We start from the raw sequence: 20,245 nt of genomic DNA, 5'->3' as shown, positions 1-20,245 counted from the left end.
ATTTAGGAGGTTTGAATGAGAATAAAGTATTTTATTATGTTTCAGTTATTACTTATTTTTATTTCCGGATGTTCTAATAGTGAATCTGACACAGAAAAAGGTGATTTTATAAATACTACTTTTTCCGGTTATATTGTAAAAAAAGAAATCGGGAGAGTACTAGTCACAAATTATATTGCTGATTCAGAAAATAAAAGTGAAGCTATATGGGTCATAACATCTATGGAATTAGACATTGGGGATAGAATATCAGTCGAATTTGACGGTGGGCTTGAAACTTCAAATCCGGCCCAGGGAAAAGCAAAGAAAATTGGAGTTACCCATGACGAACAACAAAATGAAAAATCTAAGAAAGAAGCAATAGTAAAAGCAATCAATGAATGCAAGGACATGGATGTGCCTGTTATAAAAACGATCGATTATAACATAACAGAAAATAAATGGGCCGTTGTACTATTTGATAGCAAAAAAAACTTCGAAGAAAAGGAAATCACTATTGATTTGAGTGTTTTGCATAATTCCGTTTCAGAGAAGAAGCGATAGCATATTCACTGTCGTTAAGGGGTAATTTTCGAAAATGGTATTATATGGATGAAGAAAAGGGCAGACTTGCAGAATTTTAGAACAGCTCGTTTTTTAAGCGGCAGCCCGTTTTGAATGATGAGAAACGGCGAGCGCAGATGCAAGCAGAACAATGGCATTCAAATACTGGTGAGTTGTGACTTTCTGAATGCCCCGGACATGTGCGGCGTCTGCCGTCAAATAGGTTTTCAATCGGGAGTTGCAGCGTTCTACGCTGGTTCGTTCATTGTAAAGTTCCTTCCAACGCTTTGTATCCCGATGAGGGATGCTGTATCGCCGGAGATCATCCTTCGCATTTACTTTGACGACCATTCCATAGTTTGAAGACGAGCAGGCAGCCATGCCAAGCGGACAGTCGACTTTACCCGTGGCATGCGGGCAGCGAAATTTATGCATATCGCCGTCAACTCCCCAGTATGTCATCGCATAACCCATGGAACAGCACGGTGTTCCGTTCGAGGTCATGCCAGCAGGCGGTTCCTTCTCCCCCCGAAGATTAAGGGGAATGATGGCTTGTGCCTTGACGTTGCGGGCGGCCTCATAAACTTTCATTTGGTCGTAGCCCGCATCGAGTATGAAAAATCGTGTGCTCGTCCTGGACGCTGTTTTCTCGATCAGGCCCGGCGCCATTTCTCCATCATTGACATGCGCCGGCGTTACTTCCAAGGCGATCGGCAATTCACTTTTCGTATCGACCGCCAGATGAATTTTGTAACCAAACCATGTGATTTTATTGCCGAAGGAATCAATTTTTGCGCCCCAGTTCGCATTACCCGTTTGCTCGCTTTTGCGTTTGGGCTGCTTTTTCTCGTAAGCGCGGAGAGCGGCGCTGTCTATGGCGACGTTACTGCCTTCTATGATACCTTCCTGCTGACAGCGTGTGACCAAATCCTCAAAAAGCCGTTTTGCCAAGTCCTTTCTCGTCAGTTCTGAGAAAACTCGGCTTAATGTGGATATGGAAGGAGCTTCTCGATCCAGCGGAAGACCACACTGATAACGAAACCGGAGATCCGTATCCAAACGCTTATGCAACCCTGAAAAGGTACTTATTCCTTCAAGCGGCGCAGCCAAGAGTGCTCGTAGAATACCTTGTCTGCAGTATCCCTCAGCGCCTCGGGGTGAACGGCTTCTCAGTTCCTTGGCATACGGTCTCAGATCGAGAGAGCTGAAGAAGATCGGCAATCTCTCCTTGGGTTGAATTTTTAAAAGTTCTTCGAAGGAAAACAGACATTCTTGGAGAATATACAAAGTGACTTCCTCCATCCTTGAGGTTTTTGGGTTTGGTCACTTGAAAACTTCTCCAAGTTGGGGTGAAGTCCCTTTTTTATGTCCGAAAATCCTTACGGCTCAAGGCCTCAGATTACTGCAAAACGCTCATTTAAATCATAATTGAGCAATGAATAAAGCGATAACGGAGACCATCCGCATGTACGTAGAGGAACAATGGTGGCATATTCGAGCAAGGGTTTAGGATGGGGGTTTTGGTGATGGTGGAGGTGTTTTTGTGGGGAGGGGAAGGATGTTGGGGAGTAGGTGGTGGTATAGAGCCTGATGCTAGACTAAATAGTGGACACCGAGAATCGAGAATGCGACAATAAACCTAGCAAAATCGAGGTGTCCGAAGATGAGTCAGAAATATGACAAAGAGTTTAAAATCCAAACCGTAAAAATGATTCAGGAACAGGGGAAGCCGGTGGCGCAGGTCGCCCGAGAATTGGGCGTATCCGACAATACTCTGTACCGCTGGATCAACGAATTCAAACAGGATCCGGTCAATGCGTTTCGCGGCAGCGGCAACCTGAAAATCGAGGAAAAAAACCTTCTCGAAATGCAGAAACGAATCCGCCAACTCGAGATGGAGAACGAAATTTTAAAAAAGGCGATGCACATCTTCGCAAAAGACCGGAACTGATCTTTGCGTTTATCCACAAACACCGCTCCAAGTATCCGGTATCGGAGATGTGCAAGGTTTTGAACGTATCCCGGAGTGGTTATTATCAATGGACCAGGCGCCAGGAAAGCGAGCAAAATAAACGTCGCCGAGAACTGGAACAACAGATTAGCCGTATCTTTGTGGACTCGCGTCGCCTGTACGGCAGCCCGAAGATCGCTCAAGTCTTGCGCCAGCAAGGTGTTCGGGTATCCGAAAAAACGGTCGCCCGCATCATGAAGGAACTGGGGCTTAAGTCGCGCACCGTCAAGAAATACAAGGCGACGACGAACTCGAACCACAATCTGCCAGTGCATGACAATGTGCTGAACCAGCAGTTCAGGGCACAAGCTCCCAATCAAGTCTGGATGGCGGACATCACTTACGTTCCGACAGACGAGGGATGGCTCTATGTCGCGAGCGTGATGGACTTGTACACGCGCAAAATCGTAGGCTGGCACGCCGATGAGCGAATGACCAAGGAATTGGTCCTGCAAGCTCTGGATCAGGCTTACAACCGTCAACGGCCGAAAGGCGAAGTCCTGCATCATTCCGATCGCGGCAGCCAATACGCATCTCATGAGTACCAAAAACGGCTCTTGAAATACGGGATGAAATGCAGCATGAGCCGCAAGGGCAACTGCTATGACAATGCCTGCATCGAATCGTTCCACAGCGTGCTCAAAAAGGAACTCGTCTATCTGGAGAAGTTCAGAACCCGCAAGGAAGCCCAAAGTCGGATTTTTGAATACATCGAGTTTTTCTACAACCGGAAACGCGTACATTCCGCTATCGGGTATCTTACACCTTTTCAATACGAACAAATGTACGGTCAAATTGCGTAATTTTCTCGATTCTGGCTGTCCAATCTATTGACAGAGGTCCAGTCGAGCAGCAAACCATGTTTGCACAATCGCAAGTCGCATCGTCAGAAGCAGCGTCTCCCGTGGAGTCGATGGCTACAGAGTCAGAGGTTCCTGAAACGAATAAACTTGTTTGCGAAGCGCATCCGAAATCGACCGCAGAATGGGAAGCCCCTGAGCAGCCGAATCAAGGGACCGTGCTGGTGGATGCCACCTGTGCGCCGGCGGATGTGGCGTATCCGACCGATCTGAATCTGTTGAATGAAGCGCGGGAGAAGCTCGAAGCGATCATCGATACGCTGCATGAGCCGGTCATCGGACAAATGGCGAAACCGCGCACGTACCGGGAAAAAGCGCGCAAACAGTTTCTGGCCGTTTCCAAGCAACGCAGACCGGGGCCGAAAGTGATTCGCAAAGCGATCAGGAGGCAACTCGGTTACGTTGGACGGAACCTCTCCATCATCGCCGAGCAAGCCAAGTCGCAACCGCTCACGCTACTTGGCCGCAAAGCCTATCGCGACCTGCTGGTGATTCACGAACTGTACCGTCAGCAGCTTCACATGTACAACGAGCGTTCCCACCAGATGGAAGACCGGGTCGTCAGCATTCATCAGCCGCATGTCAGGCCGATCGTGCGCGGGAAAGCCAAGGCGCGCGTCGAGTTCGGAGCCAAGATCGCGGTAAGCATGACGAAGGGCTACGCGTTCCTTGATCGGCTATCTTGGGATAACTTCAACGAGAGCACGACGCTCATGGACGTGATCGAGAAGTATCGCAGCCGCATGGGATTCTATCCGGCTGTCGTCCAAGCGGATCAGATCTACCGCACACGCGAAAACCGGAGATTCTGCAAACAGCATGGGATTCGGCTCAGCGGACCGGCACTGGGACGCAAGCCGAAAAACGGCCCGACAAGCGAAGATAGGCAAGTGGCCAAACAGGATACCGGAGAACGAAACGCAATCGAAGGCAAGTTCGGAGAAGGCAAGCGCAAGTACGGGCTTGGCTGTATTCGAGCACGCCTCGCAAAGACAAGTGAATCCGTGATTACGCTGCAACTTCTGGTGATGAACCTGGAGCGCAGGCTCCGCGTTCTTTTTTGCCTCATTTTTACGCTGCTATCTCGCAGTCGCCTAGCCATGAGTTTCGGTTAAAGAATCGTTCAGCAAGCCCTAATTAGCAGAAAATATTCCGGCCCAGTAGGCGTTACAGAAAAATAAGAACCCACCCCAAGTTTAGCACCAAAGGTGGGTTCTTTTCCGCACTTTAGAAGGGATCGTCCCATCCAAGCTGCGCTATCGGCCGATCTTTTTCAAGAATTTACGAATTCCCCGTCGCCGCTTTCCGATACTTCTCAACCTCCGGCGTCAGCACGTCATGGCTTTTTTCGAGTACGTCCAGGAATCCTTTAATCTTTTTCAGGTAAGCGCTCTTGGAAGGGTCCCCTTTTTGAACGGCTGCCTGCAGGGCTGCTTTTCCCTCCGGATCAACCTTTTTGGTGTCATAGTCGAACATCGGCGTGTTGTTGAGGCCGTACATGGAAACGCCCAGGTACAGGTTATACAACGATTTGACTTGCGTCGCCCGGTTGGATGTCGGGTAGGACTTCAGGAACGCCTCATCCGACAAAGCGCGTTTCGTTGCTTCCGTCCAGCCGACCGACAAAGCGGCATCGCGCGCAAACGGGGATTTCGTTTCGGCCGTCATGATGTCGATGTAGCTTTTGATGTCGTTGGTGACGTAGGGGCGTACCTTTTGCAGGCGCGGGTAATCGAGCACGAGATAGAACATGCCCTCGGCCGTATCGATGCGGTAACCGCTGTCTCGCGCCCCTGCGAACAGGGTCTTCAAGTTTTTATCGTTTGTTTTGCTGATCAGGGAAGTGAGGTCGTCGCCCTGCTTCATCAGCTTGATGAGCTTTTGCTGCACGTTGTCCCTGTAAAATTTGTCGTTCCAAGCGTCGAGGTTCGCCTTTTCGGCGTTTTCGAGCTTCAGCACCATGATGGTGGCCTGCCAAGGCGTTACTTGATAGATGTTTTTCTCCATGTAAGCAACGGCCTCGGCTTGTTTGGGAGGAGATTTGAGCAATCTCATCATTTGGTTGAACACCGCATTGGCATGCGCCGTTTTGGCGGAAGCGGCAGCAGGTGCCGTTGTCGGCCCGCCTGCAGGGGCGGCTTGTGGCACGGCTTCGGCCGCATGAACGGCTGGGGCGCCGGTTTGCAAACTGATGGCGGCGATTAAAGCAGCGGCCGCGGCTGCGGATTTGGTCCATTTTTTCATGTAAAAGCACCTCCAAGGTTTCGTTACTCCCATATTAACCGCATCTTGTTTCATGATCGCGTCCGCTTGTTTCGGACTTGTAAACTTTTTTGCGGAAAAATAAAAACATCTTTGCCCGAACGCTTCTTACGTTGTTCAGTCCAAAGATGTTTGAGGGATTATTTGGTTTTGCGCAAAAAGATAAACCGCAGCCCGAGAAAGCCGATAACGCACAGGATCAGGCTCACCCACGGCGGTACCGTCCACACCGGTAGCACGCCGCGCAGCGAAAATCCGGCGACCATCACGACGACCATGATCACCAAATAAATGCCGATCGCCTTCAGGTTGATTCCGGGTTTTTGCGGACCGGTATCCGCCGTTTTGCCCAGCGAATTCATGATGATTTCCGTCAGCGCGACCGAACCTGCGGCGACCAGGATGACGGCCAGCAGGCTGATGCGGTTAAGCTGATCCCCGCCATGCCCGGCAAGCTGCGCGCCGAAACCGATGACCGCTTCCGCCAGGAACAAAATCGTCAAAGCGGTCCACGCGATCATGAGATAGTAGGCGGAACCTTCGAGCTTTCGGACCTGCGGCAGCGTTTCAACCACCGATTGGGCGAAGGCCTCCGCATCGCCGCCAAACAGCGTGGAAGCCGGAATTCCTTTTTGCTGGGCTTCCAGCACTTCCCGGGCCAGTTCCAGCAGCCGCTGCTCGCCCCGTTGACGGTCCGCCCGGCTGTCTCTTACATAAACGACGATATCTTCGTAAAAATCCCTGTTCGCCGGCGTCATTTGCTCCCGCAGACGGTTGTTTTCTTGTACCATTTCTCTCGTTGTCATGTCCGTTCCTCCGTATACATCAAGTATAGGAACTGGCATTGCCGGATTCAAGTCCGCTCGGAGCATGGGGGCTTCATTCGAGATGAAAAAGCTGCTCGCGATGGACAAACACGTATATGACGGCCGCGATGACGCAAACGACCAGCACCCAGGACAGCGGATGCTCGCGAATATGAGCTAGACATTGCTGCCACATAACGACACGTCCCTTTCTGCATTCGGTTTTGAACCTAGTTTCTGTCATGCTGCCCGGTTCCATACCACGCCGGCTTCCATAAAAACGATCTATTTGACACAGCCGAACGAGCGGTGCTAATATGGTTGTATCTAAAACATATTAAACTTATCGGAATTATAAGTTAAGGGATAGAAAGACCACATATCTTTGGTTTTCAGTCTTGGGTCGATCGGAATTAAAGGGGGAGTGACGCGATGGAAAGACAAATCGGCATACGTTACGGGCAGGAAGAGCTGACCGCAAGCTTGCATTATCCGGCGGCGCAGCCGGAAGGGAAAAACGGACCTAAAGGGGAACGGGTTCCGCTCGTCGTCATATGCCACGGCTTCGTCGGCAGCCGAATCGGGGTAGACCGTTTATTCGTGAAAACCGCGCGCGAGTTGGCGGGTGCCGGGTATATGGTGCTGCGCTTCGATTTTGCGGGATGCGGGGAAAGCACCGGCTCGTACGGCAAAGAGGGGCTCGAATCGATGATCGCCCAGACGCGGACGGTGCTCGATTACGCGCTGGAATGCGGGAACGTCGATCCGTCGCAAGTCACTTTGATCGGGCACAGCCTTGGCGGGGCGGTGGCGATCCTGACGGCGGTGCGCGACCGCAGGGTCAAAAATTTGGTGCTGTGGTCGGCGGTCGGTTACCCGCTGAGCGACATCGTGAAAATCACCGGCCGGGACGTATATGACCAAGCGGTAAAGGAAGGCAGCGCGGATTATCTCGGCTTCGGGCTGACGCCGGCCTTTTTCGACTCGCTGGGCATGTTCCAGCCTTTCCAGGAAGCGGTCAAATTCAGCGGCAACGTGCTGGTCATGCACGGAACGTCGGATGATACGATCCCGGTGGATTACGCGTTTTTGTATCAAAAAGTGTTTTGGATGCGGTCCGAGGGGCGCTGCGACAAGGAAATCATTTTTCAGGGCAACCATACGTATTCGTCGGGGCCGCACTGCAACCAGCTGATTCACCGGACCAAAGAATGGCTGAACGAGCAAATTTCCCAGCAGCAGGACTGGCAGCATTGGTCGATCTAAAGCTTTGAAAAAAAGCGCTTGGGCGCACCCGCGGCATGTTCGGATCGGCGCGGCGGCAGAGGGTGGAAAAGACACGGTGTACAGAAGTTGGAATTATCCTGATCTACGCGGTAAAATATAAGTAGCAACTTATACTGGCGTGTGGAGGTTGACATCGATGACAATACCATCTCTATTTGTAGCGCACGGTTCACCCATGCTCGCCCTGGAGGATAACGGCTACACGCGTTTTTTGGAAAATCTCGGACGGGAGCTGCCCGTGCCGGAAGCCATCGCCGTCTTTTCCGCGCATTGGGATGAAGCCGACCAGTCGGTAAGCGTGGACGAGACCAACGGGACGATGCATGACTTTTACGGTTTCCCCGACGCGATGTACGAGCTGCGTTATCCGGCTCCGGGTTCCCCGGCGCTTGCCGGACGGATCCGGGAGCTGTTCGAGGCAGGCAACCTGCCGCATCAGACCGTTTCCGGCCGGGGGCTCGACCATGGCGCATGGGTCATTTTGCAGAAAATGTATCCGGATGCCGGCATTCCCGTTGTCGAGCTGTCAGTCGACTCCAAACGTTCTCCATCGGAACAATACGCGATCGGCGCGATGCTGAAGGAGCTTCGCCAGGAAAACGTGCTGATCATCGGCAGCGGCGGCCTCGTGCACAATTTGCGGATGCTGGGGCAGACGGAGACGCCGGACGAGTGGGCGGTGGAGTTCGATGATTGGGTTGCGGAAAAGCTTGAAGGCTGGAAGCTTGGCGAGCTTTTCGAATACGACAAAAAAGCCCCCCATGTCCGCCAGGCGGTGCCGTCTTACGGCGTGGAGCATTTTATCCCGCTGTTTTACGCCATGGGCGCGGCGGACGACGACCGCCGGGCCAAGCGGCTGTTCCAGGACTATCAGTACGGCAATTTGAGCCTGAACTGCTGGATGTTCGGTTCCTAATGACACGTGACAAAAATAAAATCAAGAGCCGGGCTGAAGATTCAGTCCGGCTCTTTTGGGTTCTCCCGCGGGGGAGGGATCGCTTGTTTACCGTTTTAGGCGGCGCCTTTCGTTTTCGTCATCCCGCCTTGCGGGAATGGCGTGTTGCCTTCGCCGTTCCGGCGGAAGAGGTTCCGCAGGTAAGGGATCACCCAGCGGTCCAGCCCGATGCGTCCGGCATTGGCGGCGGCCACGACGACGAACATTTCAAGCAGCAGCATTTGGGCGTTGGTGCTTACGGTGCCCGAGAAGAGGAAGGCGAAGTTCATCACCATGCCCATCAGGGCGGCGAAGGTGGTGAAGGTGCCCAGGATCAGGCCCAGTCCGACCAGCGTTTCCCCGACGGGGATCAGGAAGTTGAACAGCTTCACGCCGGGCAATGCGCCATGTTCCAGGAAGGCGGCCCACCAGCCCTGCACGGCGGGATGATCGCCGCCCGCTTTGGCGATGGCTCCTTTGAGGAACCCTCCGGCATCGAATCCGCCGGTTAATTTTCCGATCCCGCCCATGAACCACGTATATCCCAGGTAAATCCGGACGACCGTCAGCAGCCACATCGCCGCTTTGTTGTTTCTCAGCCAATTGTTGAACATATTGAACCACTCCTTTTTCGGGTTTCGTATTTTTTGGAAGAAGCGTTTGGTCTGCTTGAGCCTTGGTGTTTCGCTTCTTTGTTTTGTTGGAGGATGATCATCTCTTTCATGTCTTTATTATATGTGATAATTTTCACAATATATGTGATAAAAATCACAATATAAATAAAATTTAAAATTATTTTTTCGGGAATCCCTCTCTCCGGCAGGCAGCCATGCGAAAACGGAGCCGAACGGAAATCCGGCCCGGCTCCGTACGAGAAATTCATGCAGGTTTGAATAGGCTTAGCTGTTGCAGACGTTATATGCTTTCGTGCGGCGTTGAGGCGGAGGGCGTTGGCTTTTTGGAGAACAAAGTGCGCAGATAAGGCATGATCCAATAATCCAGCCCGATGCGTCCGGCATTGGCGGCAGCGGCTACGAGGATCATCTCGAGCAGGATCATTTGAGGGTTGACGCTAACGCTGTCCGAGAAGAGGAAAGCAAAGTTCATGACCATGCCCATCAAGGCGGCCAGAGTGGCGAAGGTGCCCAGCAGAAGTCCCAAGCCGACGAGCGTTTCGCCGAGCGGGATCAGAACGTTGAACAGTTTGACGCCAGGGAGCGCCCCGTGTTTCAGAAAAGCCGCCCACCAGTGCTGCACCGCAGGATGTTCGCCCGACGCTTTGGCGATTGCGCCTTTCAGGAACCCTCCGGCATCGAAACCTCCGGTCAACTTTTTGATCCCGCCCTTTAACCAGGTGTACCCCAAATAAATCCGGACGACCGTCAGCAAACACATGGCGATTTGATTTTTTCTCAGCCAATTGTTGAACAATTTTCCCACTCCTTCATTTTTATATGGCAGGGTGCTTTCTTTGTCATTCCTTTACTGCTTCAAATTTTAGTATTTAATGGAATAACATCCTTAAATTATAAGTTACAGTCCTTCACCGGCAAGTAGCGTAATCAACGATTTATAATACAATCGCCATATTTCCCCAAGCAGTCGAAAGCGAAGGCCAAAAAATTTCGGTTTTTCAAAGACAAAGCCTGCCGTTTGTGATTAAATGGTGAAAAAAGGAAGCACGGAGAGAGGAAAAGGAGGATCCATTCATCGATGAAGAAGCAGGGCCATGGGGAAACGCGCAGATGGTACAAGCTGGGGAGCGGACTGCTCTGCCTGATGATGCTCGGGACGGCGCTTGGCGCATGCGGGCAGCCGAAGGCGGAAGCGCCCCAGGCGCCGGTTGTGGAAGAAGCGACGCCGCCGGAGGAGCCGGCACCGGCCCAGAACGAACCAGTCGTTCCGGAGGAACCGGCGAAGATCGCCTACACCGCGCCGCTGACGGGGCTGCCCGTGGACAAGCCCGCTTCGGCACGCCCGCTTGCGGTCATGATCAACAACGCGCCGGCCGCGCGTCCGCAGTCGGGGCTGTCCCAGGCCGATATCGTATACGAGGTGCTGGCCGAAGGCGGCATCACGCGGCTCATCGGCATTTTCCAAAGCCGGGGCACGAACGAAAAAATCGGCCCGATCCGCAGCATCCGCCCGTATTTGATCGATATCGGGGAAAGCTACGGCGGCGTGCTGGTGCATGCCGGAGGCAGCAACGACGCGTACGCCATTTTGCAGAAGCAGCATAAGGAAGACCTCGATGAAATCGGCAACGCAGGGGCATACTTTTGGAGAGACAAGTCGCGCAAAGCTCCGCATAACCTGTATTCGGACGCAGACACGCTCCGGAAGGGCGCAGACAAGCGCGGTTACAAAAAGGAAGCGGATATCCCGGCGTACGCGTTCCGGGCCGAGGAGGACCTTCCAGAGGGCGAGGACGCATCAGGGGCGGAGGTAACCTTCCTGCTGAAAAGCTACAAGGTCGAATACCGGTACGACGAAGCGAGCAAGCTGTACAAGCGATCCATCAACGGCAAACCGCATATCGACCTGAACACGGGAGAGCAGCTGACCGCGGCCAACGTCATCATTCTCGGCGCCAGCCACAAGACCCTCGACGACGTGGGCCGATTGGCCGTGGATACCGTCTCCGGCGGGGAAGCCGTGCTGCTGCAGCGGGGCAAAGTGCTCCAAGGGCGCTGGGCGCGCGCCAAGGGGGATGCGATCCGGTTCGTCAAGGACGGCAAGGAAGTGCCGCTGTACCCGGGAACGACGTATTTCAACATCGTGCCGAACGCGCCGGCCTTCGGGAGCCATGTCGAAATTTTACGTTCAAAGTGAGCTCCGGTTTAAAGCATAAAGGGACGAACTTCGACGTCATTATGTAAATACTGGCAGGGGTAATATCCAGCGCTTGGATAATTTTACGGGAGATTGGGTATTTTGAAGGTAAGACAACCGGCAAACCCTTGCGATTACGCGAAAATTGAAAGCCGTTATCTTTACAAAATACGCCGTGGATTGATAAGATAACTAGGGTTGTCTTTTTTCCGTTTTCGCGCGTTCTTTATAAATTGGACGAAAGCAAAGGAGCATCGTTTCATTAAATCGGCAGGACCGGGATATGGAAGATTAAACTTTTGTTCAATTTATACAAGCAATTTTAAGTAAAGGGGTTATCGTATGAAATTGAAGAAAAAGGACATATTCTTCCAGACGTTGGAAAATATGGCCGATACGATTGTGCAGGCTGCCGATTATTTCGCACAGCATGTGGCCAATCTTCAAGATGTGGTTCTTTTTGCCAACGAAATGAAAAAGTTTGAGTCGCAGTGTGACGAATTTACACACACCATTATTACCGAGCTCAACAAAACGTTTATAACGCCAATCGAACGCGACGACATCATGGATCTGACAACCAGCATGGATGATGTAATGGACGGACTGGAGGCCTGCGCTTCCCGCTTCGATATGTATCATCTGCCAGACCCTGACGAGTATATCATTCAGTTTGCGGAAATTTTGCGGCAGTCGGCCTATGAGATTCAAAAGGCGGTTCATTTGCTGTCCCAGAAAAAGCTCCTTGCCATCCGCGAATATACGATTCGTCTGAACGATCTGGAAAACCAAGCGGACGAGCTGCTTCGCATTTCCATCAAAGCCCTGTTCGCCAAAGTATCCGATCCGATCGAGCTGATCAAACGCAAGGAAATTTACGAACGTCTCGAAACGACCACGGATACGTGCGAAGATGTGGCCAATATGTTGGAATCGATTATTATGAGCAACTCGTAAGGGGTTTACAAACACATGGAGACACCAATCATTGTATTAGGCATTGTCATCTTCCTGGCGCTGGCGTTTGATTTCATTAACGGTTTCCATGATACGGCGAATGCCATCGCAACCTCGGTATCGACCCGGGCGCTCAAGCCGCGTACGGCGATCATCCTGGCGGCCATCATGAACTTCGTCGGGGCCATCATGTTTACGGGCGTCGCGAAAAAAATCGGCGGAAGCGTCGCGGATCCGTCCACGCTCGATAACGGGATCGAAGTGGTCATTGCCACGCTGCTGGCCGCGATTATCTGGAACCTTCTCACCTGGTGGCTGGGGATTCCGTCCTCCTCCTCGCACGCGCTGATCGGCGCTTTGGCCGGAGCGGTATTTGTCGGAGCCGGCTCGAACCATGTCAAATGGAGCGGATTCATCGAAATCGTCGAAGGACTTTTGCTTTCCCCGTTGATCGCGTTTGTGGTCGGTTACATCATCATGACGATCCTGAAATGGATTTTTGCGAAAAAAAGCCCGCATACCGTGAACAAAGGCTTCCGGATGATGCAGATCGTCACGGCAGCCGCGCAGTCTTTCACGCACGGCACGAACGACGCGCAGAAGGCGATGGGGATCATCACGTTCGCGCTGGTGGCGTCCGGCCGTCTGGATCATCTCGAAGTTCCGCTTTGGGTAAAAATCGCTGCCGCCACATCGATGGCGCTCGGTACTTCCGTCGGCGGTTGGAAGATCATCAAGACGATGGGGACGAAAATATTCAAAATCGAGCCGATCAACGGCTTTGCCGCGGACTTTACTTCGGCTTCGGTTATCTTCGGCGCAACGCTGCTGCATTTGCCGGTCAGTACGACCCATGCGGTTACCTCCGCGATTCTCGGGGTAGGCAGCGCCAAGCGTTTTTCCGAAGTGAAATGGTCGCTGGCCGGACGGATCGTGGTCACGTGGTTTATTACCATCCCGATCTCCGCGATTCTGGCAGGCATTATTTATAAGATTTTATTCTAGACAAATCAAATATGGATATGAAGTGGGGGCCAATCGATGAGGTTGGCTTTTTTGTATGCCCGAAATCGGCCGGCCCGGCGTTTGGGTGAGGAGTACGGCGCGTCGTTCTAATGGCTGACGTTGGCGCTTGTCCCCTTGCCCCGGGAAACGGTCCCCCTCCCGAATTTCGCGTACGGCTGTCTTTGCTGTACAATAAAAGGAATAACGCAAGGGACGGATTTGGGCTTGTGCATCCCGCTCTCGAAAGGAGTCTGTCGATAACCGATGATACGCACGCTGGCTGTGACGCATACGCATGAGGTGGTGACGAATTTTCCGCTGGAGGACACCCGTCCGGGGGATTACGCCTGGATGTGGGTGGACTTTAACGCGCCGACCGAAGAGGAATCGGCCTTGCTGACGACTTATTTCCATTTTCACCCGCTTGCGGTGGAGGACTGCCTCCATGTGCTGCAGCGCCCGAAGCTGGACAATTACGACGAACTGCAATTTTACGTGCTTCATGCCATCGATCCCGATACGCTCCATGTGGAAGAGGTGGATCTGTTTCTCGGGCAGGATTTGCTCGTATCGTTCCACGAAAAAGAGCTGGAGGAAGTGGACGAAGCGTGGAAGGAAATCATCCAGCATGCCCATGACCGGAAAATCTGGTCCCGCGGGCCGGTGTCCTGCGCCTACAACGTGATGGACAAGCTGGTGGACAAATATTTTCCGTGCGTGTTTACGATCGAAGACGAGCTGGCGGAGCTTGAAACGCGGGGCAGCAGGGAATCGGTCGAGGAGCTGATGAAGCAGGTGTTCGAGCTGCGGGGGCGGCTGCTGAAGCTGCGGCGCACGATCGTGCCGATGCGCGACTTGCTGTACCGGGTCGTGAACTCCCAGCATGTCCAAAGCAGCAGCGAGCATAAGGTGTATTTCGGCGACATTTACGACCATTTGCTGAAGCTGACCGACATGATCGAAGCGGACCGGGAAATGACGGCCGATCTGCGGGACAGCTACATCTCGCTCAACTCCAACCGGATGAACTCGATCATGAAGACGCTGACGGTCATCACGACCGTGTTCATGCCTTTGACGCTGATTGCCGGTATTTATGGGATGAACTTTACGAACATGCCGGAGCTCGGCTGGAAATACGGTTACCCTGCGGTGATGGTGCTTATGTTCGCTCTGGCGGCGGGCATGGTGCTGTGGTTTCAGCGGCGGGGCTGGTTTAAGTAAATATGCTGCGGGAAGCCGCGTGAGGGCGGCTTTTTTGGGAGCGCGAACCACGGGGAAGAGGGGACCTTCCGGTCCCCTGGATGTAAATTTAAGCATCTTTGTATCGTCCTGCGGGCTGGCGGGCGCGATGGCGGCATGAAACGGCCCGGGATCGGATGGGTTCGGGGGACCGATGTCCGGGCTGGGAAGGATGGGAGATTGTATGCTCCTATGTGTCTGGTCAGCGCCGCTTTTTGCGGGAGGATTTCGAGGATTTGCCGGGGCGATAGGCGTTGTTCGAACGTTTGCGGGAAGAGGATTTTTTGCGCGTGTTTCTTCTGCGGCGGGGCCGGTATTCGGCCGGCTCCTCGGCGGCGTTCGTTTTGCCTTTTCCGAACAGCAGTTTGAACATCGGCGCCACCTGCTGCACGCCGGTCATCACCTTTTGCACCTTCCCGATGGAATTGACGATGCCGTCAATCCCGCCCATCCGGTCGATCAATCCTTTCAGCTCCCCGATATTGGCCAGGGAAAATCCCGATTTGGCGGCAGCAGCCGCAGGCGCGGCTGCAGCTGCCACGGAGGTCGCTTCGGCGGCTCCCGTCAGCACTTCGGCGCTTGGCAGCACTTCGCCCCCCGGCATCGGAACAAGGCCCGTGCCCGGACCGGCGCCAAAATCGTTATAAGGGATACCCGGATAGGGTGAATAGGATGGGTAAGGAGAGAAAGGACCGCCGTTCAGCGAGCGATGATCGTTGCGGGGCTTGCGGTGATAGTAATGCTCAGGCATGGATATCACTTTCCTTTTTGGAATGTTTTATTATACTGTATGTCATGGGCGAACATAAGGTATGGACGAATGCCCGGTAGACAGGGATAGGTGCGGAATCGGGCGAATACCCAGAAGCGGCGTCGGGCGAGCGGGTTTGGGGTGTCCTGCCAGAGTGTGGGGCTGCGGCAGCGTAGAAATTGCAGGTCTGGGAGGATTATCATCAGGAGAAAAATTCACGGGCCAAGGAAGGATCGAGTCCGGAGTGAACGGGCACGACACCAACAGCGACGGGCCATGCAGCCATATAGGGCGGTTTTTCTTTTGCGCCAAATCCGCGTTCAAGGATCGCAGAGCCCGTATCCTAAAAGATTCAGCGGCGTCCCGGTTGGTGCAGGTACGGAGATGGATAAAGAGCCGAATAACCGGAATTGGAAATGATCCACCAAAACATCATGTACAAGCCCGCATGGATGATGTATAATTTAAGCGCTTTCAAGTGGAAGGTGGTGTTTGATGCATTTTAACGATGGAAAGGCATCGGGGGACCGGGCGGCTGATCCGAGTCGCTTTATTCAGCCTGCTGCCATGCAACTCTTCAGTGCGTGAATTCGTTAACGCTTGAAAATTTTATACCGGCTCGGTACAATGAGAGTACATAGAGGACTATCATTTGAATATGGATTGACCGATATTATAATGTGGAAAGACCCTGTGACGGGAGCACAATCCTGAATAGGCAATAGTAATAGTAGGGGATGATGATTCAGTGCAACTGAAGAAACTTAATGATAAAAGTATTGACCAATTATTTGAAGCTATTTTAACGCTGGAAAATATTGAAGAATGTTACGTGTTCTTCGATGACCTGTGCACTGTGAACGAAATCCAGTCCCTGTCCCAGCGTCTGGAAGTGGCGCGCATGCTCGGCAAAGGCTGCACGTACAACCAGATCGAGGCTGAAACGGGAGCGAGCACCGCGACCATTTCCCGCGTAAAACGGTGTTTGAATTACGGCAACGAAGGGTATAAAATGACGTTAGACCGTCTTGGACGATAAGATGCGCAAACGGGGCGTACTAATCATCAGCCACGGCTCAAGGGAACAGGCTTGGGTCGATCTGGTCGATGAAGCCATTCATCAGCTGCCGCTGCGGGGAGACCTCCCTGTGGCGGCTTCGTTCTTGGAACTCGTGGAAGGACGGCTCATTCAGGATGGCATCGACCGGCTTGAAGGCCAGGGAGTCACGGACATTCTGGTCATTCCGCTGTTCGTTTCTTCCGGGAGCACGCATGTGAACGAAATTGCATACGCGCTCGGCGTGCTGGATGCTCCTTCTTTCGACAGCGACCTGGAGCCGTTTCGGGTCGGCGCGACCATTCACTACGGCTCGCCGATCGAGCATGGGCCTTACGTGGCGGAAATGTTGTGGGATAAAATACGGCCGGTATCCCGGGAACCGGAGCGGGAAGTCCTTGTCCTGATCGGACATGGAAGCAGTTATGAAAGTTTTCGCAAACGCTGGGAGGAAGGCCTCCGGCGGCTGGCGGACCAGGTGCGGGAGATCGGCGGCTTTGCATGCAGCGATGTTGCGCTGCTGCGGCCGGACAACGTTCGCGAGAAAGTGGCATATTGGCAAAAGGACCGGGGAATGCAGGTCATTGCGGCTCCGCTTTTTTTGAGTGAGGGTTATTTTATCCGCGAAGTGATTCCGAAACGTCTGGAAGGCTTGAGTTACCTGTATCCGGGCAAGGCGCTGCTGCCGCATCCGCTGCTGACCGCGTGGATTGACCAGCAGGTTCAAGACTGGTTAAAAGTGGAATAATGGGCTATATTCTTCTAAGGGGCGTATGGCCTTAAGGTTGCGTGCTTTTGGCGACACCGACATGCGACATCCCTTAGAGCAATCATAACGGTGTGAATTCCTAAAATGGGTGGCGTTTGGTAATGAAAAGAGCAAGATTGATTTATAATCCCACTTCCGGCCGGGAGGAAATGAGGCGGCGTCTGCCTGACGTGCTGCAGCGGCTTGATCTGGGCGGCATCGAAACCTCCTGCCATGCGACGACCGGCGAAGGCGACGCGACGGCCGCGGCTGCGGATGCCGTGGAACGCGGATATGACATGATCATCGCCGCGGGCGGCGACGGCACGCTGAACGAGGTCATCAACGGCATGGCCGGCAAGGACAATGTGCCTCCGCTCGGCATTTTTCCGGTGGGAACGACGAATGATTTTGCGCGCGGGCTGGGCATCCCGAGAAGCTGGGAGGACTACTGCGATCTCGTGATCCGGCAGCAGACCCGTCCGATCGACGTCGGGAAAGCCAATGACCGGTATTTTATCAACATCGCGGGCGGAGGGACGTTGACGGAACTGACTTATGACGTGCCCAGCCGCCTCAAGACGATGATCGGGCAGCTCGCGTATTACATTAAAGGGGTCGAAAAAATGGTCAGCCTGTCGCCGCAGGAGCTGATCATCGAAGCCGAAGGGCAGGAGACGATCCACGACGAATTCATGATTTTCCTCATCACCAACACGAACTCGGTCGGCGGCTTCGAGAAGCTTGCGCCCGGCGCGCGGATCGACGACGGCCTGCTCGACGTGATCGCCCTCAAAAAATGCAACCTGGCCGAATTCGTCCGGGTCGTCACGTTGGCGCTGCGCGGCGAGCATTTTAACGACAAAAAGGTCGTGTATTTCCGCACCCGCTCGATGGAGGTCACTTCCCCGGGCAAGGTGCTGCTCAACCTCGACGGCGAGCTGGGCGGAACGCTTCCGGGCCAGTTTTCGGTGCTGCATCAGCATTTGAGGATTTTTGCGTAAGGAATGGTTTTTTTAGCAAGACCAGCGTTGCGGTTTGCAAGACGGCCCAAGCGGCCGTAAACCGATACATACCGGCAGTTCACGCAGGTTAAGATGTCCAGTCGCTGCCCATCGCACCGGGAAGGGGAGCGGGACATCTTGATCTTTTTTGCGTTGGGGAGATGTTTGGTATAATAGGATGGATGTCATGCAGGGAAGGTTCATTGCCTTTTTAAAAATAAAGACGTTAGGCGAATGCATACGAAAAATGGTGTCTGCAATAGGGCCTCCATTTTACGATTGAATATATAAGGAAAGAAGTGACGTAAGCAGCATGAACAAGCGACAAAGCCGCCGGAACGCCGGCCGCCGCAGCACGCCTGCACCCATCACCGGACTGCCGGTGGCCAAAAACGACGAGGTCGTCATCGACATCATCGGAATGAACCATGACGGTGAAGGCGTGGGCCGGGCCGAAGGATATACGTTATTCGTCGCGGGCGCTTTGCCCGGCGAAAAAGTGCGCGTGAAAGTGCTGAAGACCAAAAAGCAGTACGGCTACGCCAAACTGCTCGAGCTGGTCGAAGCCAGCCCGGACCGCATCGCCGCGCCCTGCCCGATCTTCGACAAATGCGGCGGCTGCCAGCTGCAGCATATGGATTATGCCGCGCAGCTGGCCTGGAAACGTCAGCTTGTCGTGGACAACCTGACGCGGATCGGGAAGCTGCAGGTGCTCGGGGAGCCGGAACTGCGGCGCGGGGACCCGGGAGAGCCTGTTGAGGCGGCACCTTCGGAAGCAGGGAACTCCCGGGGGATCCAGGTTCATGCCACGCTTGGCATGGACGAACCATGGCGCTACCGCAACAAGGCCCAGGTGCCGATCGGCGTCACCGAAGGCGGCCTGGTCGGCGGCTTCTACGCCCGCGGCAGCCACCGCATCATCGACATGGAAGCCTGCCTCATCCAGCACGAAAGCAACGACGAGGTCGTTGCCCGGGTGAAGGCAATCGGCCGCAAGCTCGGCATCTCCGCGTACGATGAAGAAACCGGCCAAGGTCTGCTTCGTCACGTTGTGGTGAAGGTCGCCTTCCGTACCGGCGAGATGATGATCGTTCTGGTCACCAACGGGGACAAGATCCCGCACGCGGACGAATGGATCGGCGCGATTCGCGAACAGCTGCCGTCGGTGGTCAGCATCTGCCAGAACGTGAACACGAAGCAGACGAACGTGATTTTCGGGGACGTCACCCGTGTCCTGTGGGGCCGCGAAGTGATTTATGACTATATCGGCGACGTGAAGTTCGCCATCTCGGCGCGGTCGTTCTATCAGGTGAACCCGGCGCAGACCGAAGTGCTGTACGGCAAAACGGTGGAATACGCCCGGTTGACCGGAAAAGAGACGGTCATTGACGCGTACTGCGGCATCGGAACGATTTCGCTGTTCCTGGCGCAGCATGCGGGCAAGGTGTACGGCGTCGAGATCGTGCCGGAGGCGATTGAGGATGCGCGCCGCAACGCAGAACTGAATGGGATGAGCAACGTTACTTTCGAGGTTGGCGCGTCCGAGGATGTCATTCCTGCCTGGAAAGAGCAGGGCATCGAAGCGGACGTTATCGTCGTCGACCCGCCGCGCAAGGGCTGCGATCCGAAGCTGCTGGAGACGATTTTGGAGATGAAGCCGGAGCGGGTGGTCTATGTAAGCTGTAATCCTTCTACGCTGGCGCGGGATTTGCGCGTATTGGAGGATGGCGGGTATCGCACGGTGGAAGTGACGCCGGTGGATATGTTCCCGCATACAACACATGTGGAGTGTGTCGTATTGATGTCAAGGGTTGATGAATAGTAGGGCTGAAAAAGCTTATAAACAAAGGGTTTCCAGACATTGAGTTTTTCTCACGGCTATTTTGCCGGAGGAGACAATGTCGAGAAACCCTTATTTTTATTGTTTGCGGTAACATATCAACTGC

19 protein-coding genes and 1 pseudogene are annotated in these 20,245 nt (G+C 53.7%); 13 read left to right on the top strand and 7 right to left on the bottom strand.

What is annotated here, in order from left to right:
- The first annotated feature begins 15 nt into the window (after window positions 1–15).
- On the top strand, window positions 16–543 hold the full coding sequence (locus NYE48_RS23300; RefSeq protein ID WP_341000116.1) for a DUF3221 domain-containing protein: 528 nt from the start codon (window positions 16–18) through the stop codon (window positions 541–543).
- Window positions 544–636: 93 nt separating this feature from the next.
- Here NYE48_RS23300 and NYE48_RS23295 read toward each other — a convergent pair whose 3' ends face one another.
- Window positions 637–1,830, bottom strand: coding sequence for a transposase (locus tag NYE48_RS23295; RefSeq protein WP_016311143.1), 1,194 nt, complete (start codon window positions 1,828–1,830; stop codon window positions 637–639).
- Window positions 1,831–2,206: 376 nt separating this feature from the next.
- On the opposite strand from NYE48_RS23295, the gene NYE48_RS23290 reads away from it, so the two are divergent.
- A protein-coding gene (locus NYE48_RS23290) for an IS3 family transposase (RefSeq protein WP_341000115.1) occupies window positions 2,207–3,357 on the top strand; the annotation gives its coding sequence in 2 pieces (ribosomal slippage) (window positions 2,207–2,462 and window positions 2,462–3,357; 1,152 coding nt in all).
- 41 nt (window positions 3,358–3,398) lie between these two features.
- A pseudogene (locus NYE48_RS23285) lies at window positions 3,399–4,529 on the top strand (IS5-like element ISPaen2 family transposase); the annotation flags it as partial.
- A gap of 166 nt (window positions 4,530–4,695) precedes the next feature.
- On the opposite strand, the gene NYE48_RS23280 reads toward NYE48_RS23285, so the two are convergent.
- The 3 genes from NYE48_RS23280 to NYE48_RS23270 all read right to left on the bottom strand — a co-directional run bounded on the left by NYE48_RS23280 (window position 4,696) and on the right by NYE48_RS23270 (window position 6,678).
- Window positions 4,696–5,658, bottom strand: a complete 963-nt coding sequence (locus NYE48_RS23280) for a hypothetical protein (protein ID WP_341000114.1) — start codon at window positions 5,656–5,658, stop codon at window positions 4,696–4,698.
- 158 nt (window positions 5,659–5,816) lie between these two features.
- On the bottom strand, window positions 5,817–6,482 hold the full coding sequence (locus NYE48_RS23275) for a DUF1129 family protein (protein WP_341000113.1): 666 nt from the start codon (window positions 6,480–6,482) through the stop codon (window positions 5,817–5,819).
- Between the two features lie 73 nt (window positions 6,483–6,555).
- A complete protein-coding gene (locus NYE48_RS23270; RefSeq protein ID WP_339323465.1) occupies window positions 6,556–6,678 on the bottom strand; it encodes a hypothetical protein in 123 nt (40 codons plus the stop codon).
- Between the two features lie 236 nt (window positions 6,679–6,914).
- On the opposite strand from NYE48_RS23270, the gene NYE48_RS23265 reads away from it, so the two are divergent.
- Together NYE48_RS23265 and NYE48_RS23260 are read left to right on the top strand one after the other, a co-directional pair.
- On the top strand, window positions 6,915–7,748 hold the full coding sequence (locus tag NYE48_RS23265; protein WP_341000112.1) for an alpha/beta hydrolase family protein: 834 nt from the start codon (window positions 6,915–6,917) through the stop codon (window positions 7,746–7,748).
- A 157-nt stretch (window positions 7,749–7,905) separates the two neighbouring features.
- Window positions 7,906–8,685, top strand: a complete 780-nt coding sequence (locus tag NYE48_RS23260) for a DODA-type extradiol aromatic ring-opening family dioxygenase (RefSeq protein ID WP_212952321.1) — start codon at window positions 7,906–7,908, stop codon at window positions 8,683–8,685.
- 95 nt (window positions 8,686–8,780) lie between these two features.
- Here NYE48_RS23260 and NYE48_RS23255 read toward each other — a convergent pair whose 3' ends face one another.
- Window positions 8,781–9,317 (bottom strand): DoxX family protein, encoded by a 537-nt coding sequence (locus NYE48_RS23255; protein WP_212952322.1) that lies wholly within the window; start codon window positions 9,315–9,317, stop codon window positions 8,781–8,783.
- A 301-nt stretch (window positions 9,318–9,618) separates the two neighbouring features.
- The gene (locus tag NYE48_RS23250; protein ID WP_212952323.1) at window positions 9,619–10,134 is read right to left on the bottom strand and encodes a DoxX family membrane protein; all 516 of its coding nucleotides are present in this window, start codon (window positions 10,132–10,134) and stop codon (window positions 9,619–9,621) included.
- A 282-nt stretch (window positions 10,135–10,416) separates the two neighbouring features.
- Between NYE48_RS23250 and NYE48_RS23245 the strand changes: the two genes are divergently transcribed.
- The 4 genes from NYE48_RS23245 to corA all read left to right on the top strand — a co-directional run bounded on the left by NYE48_RS23245 (window position 10,417) and on the right by corA (window position 14,721).
- Window positions 10,417–11,535 (top strand): DUF3048 domain-containing protein, encoded by a 1,119-nt coding sequence (locus NYE48_RS23245; protein WP_341000111.1) that lies wholly within the window; start codon window positions 10,417–10,419, stop codon window positions 11,533–11,535.
- A gap of 342 nt (window positions 11,536–11,877) precedes the next feature.
- Window positions 11,878–12,492 carry a DUF47 domain-containing protein gene (locus NYE48_RS23240; RefSeq protein ID WP_036714980.1) on the top strand — a complete coding sequence of 205 codons (615 nt, stop codon included), beginning with the start codon at window positions 11,878–11,880 and terminating at the stop codon, window positions 12,490–12,492.
- Window positions 12,493–12,507: 15 nt separating this feature from the next.
- Window positions 12,508–13,497: an inorganic phosphate transporter gene (locus NYE48_RS23235; RefSeq protein WP_212952325.1), complete on the top strand. Its 990-nt coding sequence runs from the start codon at window positions 12,508–12,510 to the stop codon at window positions 13,495–13,497.
- Between the two features lie 264 nt (window positions 13,498–13,761).
- Window positions 13,762–14,721, top strand: coding sequence for a magnesium/cobalt transporter CorA (corA, locus tag NYE48_RS23230; protein WP_212952326.1), 960 nt, complete (start codon window positions 13,762–13,764; stop codon window positions 14,719–14,721).
- 220 nt (window positions 14,722–14,941) lie between these two features.
- Here the strand turns inward: corA and NYE48_RS23225 are convergent, their stop codons facing one another.
- Window positions 14,942–15,490 carry a hypothetical protein gene (locus tag NYE48_RS23225; RefSeq protein ID WP_212952327.1) on the bottom strand — a complete coding sequence of 183 codons (549 nt, stop codon included), beginning with the start codon at window positions 15,488–15,490 and terminating at the stop codon, window positions 14,942–14,944.
- Between the two features lie 748 nt (window positions 15,491–16,238).
- Between NYE48_RS23225 and NYE48_RS23220 the strand changes: the two genes are divergently transcribed.
- The 4 genes from NYE48_RS23220 (at window position 16,239) to rlmD (ending at window position 20,121) form a co-directional block, all read left to right on the top strand.
- Window positions 16,239–16,529, top strand: coding sequence for a YerC/YecD family TrpR-related protein (locus NYE48_RS23220; protein ID WP_036714986.1), 291 nt, complete (start codon window positions 16,239–16,241; stop codon window positions 16,527–16,529).
- Window position 16,530: 1 nt separating this feature from the next.
- Complete coding sequence (locus NYE48_RS23215; protein ID WP_212952352.1) at window positions 16,531–17,295, top strand: sirohydrochlorin chelatase; 765 nt, start codon at window positions 16,531–16,533, stop codon at window positions 17,293–17,295.
- A gap of 122 nt (window positions 17,296–17,417) precedes the next feature.
- The gene (locus NYE48_RS23210; RefSeq protein ID WP_036714990.1) at window positions 17,418–18,299 is read left to right on the top strand and encodes a diacylglycerol kinase; all 882 of its coding nucleotides are present in this window, start codon (window positions 17,418–17,420) and stop codon (window positions 18,297–18,299) included.
- Window positions 18,300–18,612: 313 nt separating this feature from the next.
- A complete protein-coding gene (gene rlmD, locus NYE48_RS23205) occupies window positions 18,613–20,121 on the top strand; it encodes a 23S rRNA (uracil(1939)-C(5))-methyltransferase RlmD (RefSeq protein WP_341000109.1) in 1,509 nt (502 codons plus the stop codon).
- Window positions 20,122–20,245 lie beyond the last annotated feature (124 nt).

Origin of the sequence: Paenibacillus sp. FSL M7-1455, from assembly GCF_038004655.1 — a bacterium.
Lineage (GTDB): Bacteria > Bacillota > Bacilli > Paenibacillales > Paenibacillaceae > Paenibacillus_AQ > Paenibacillus_AQ cookii.
Note: the sequence above shows the minus strand (reverse complement) of the source record. Positions and strands in the feature narration are given on the sequence as shown.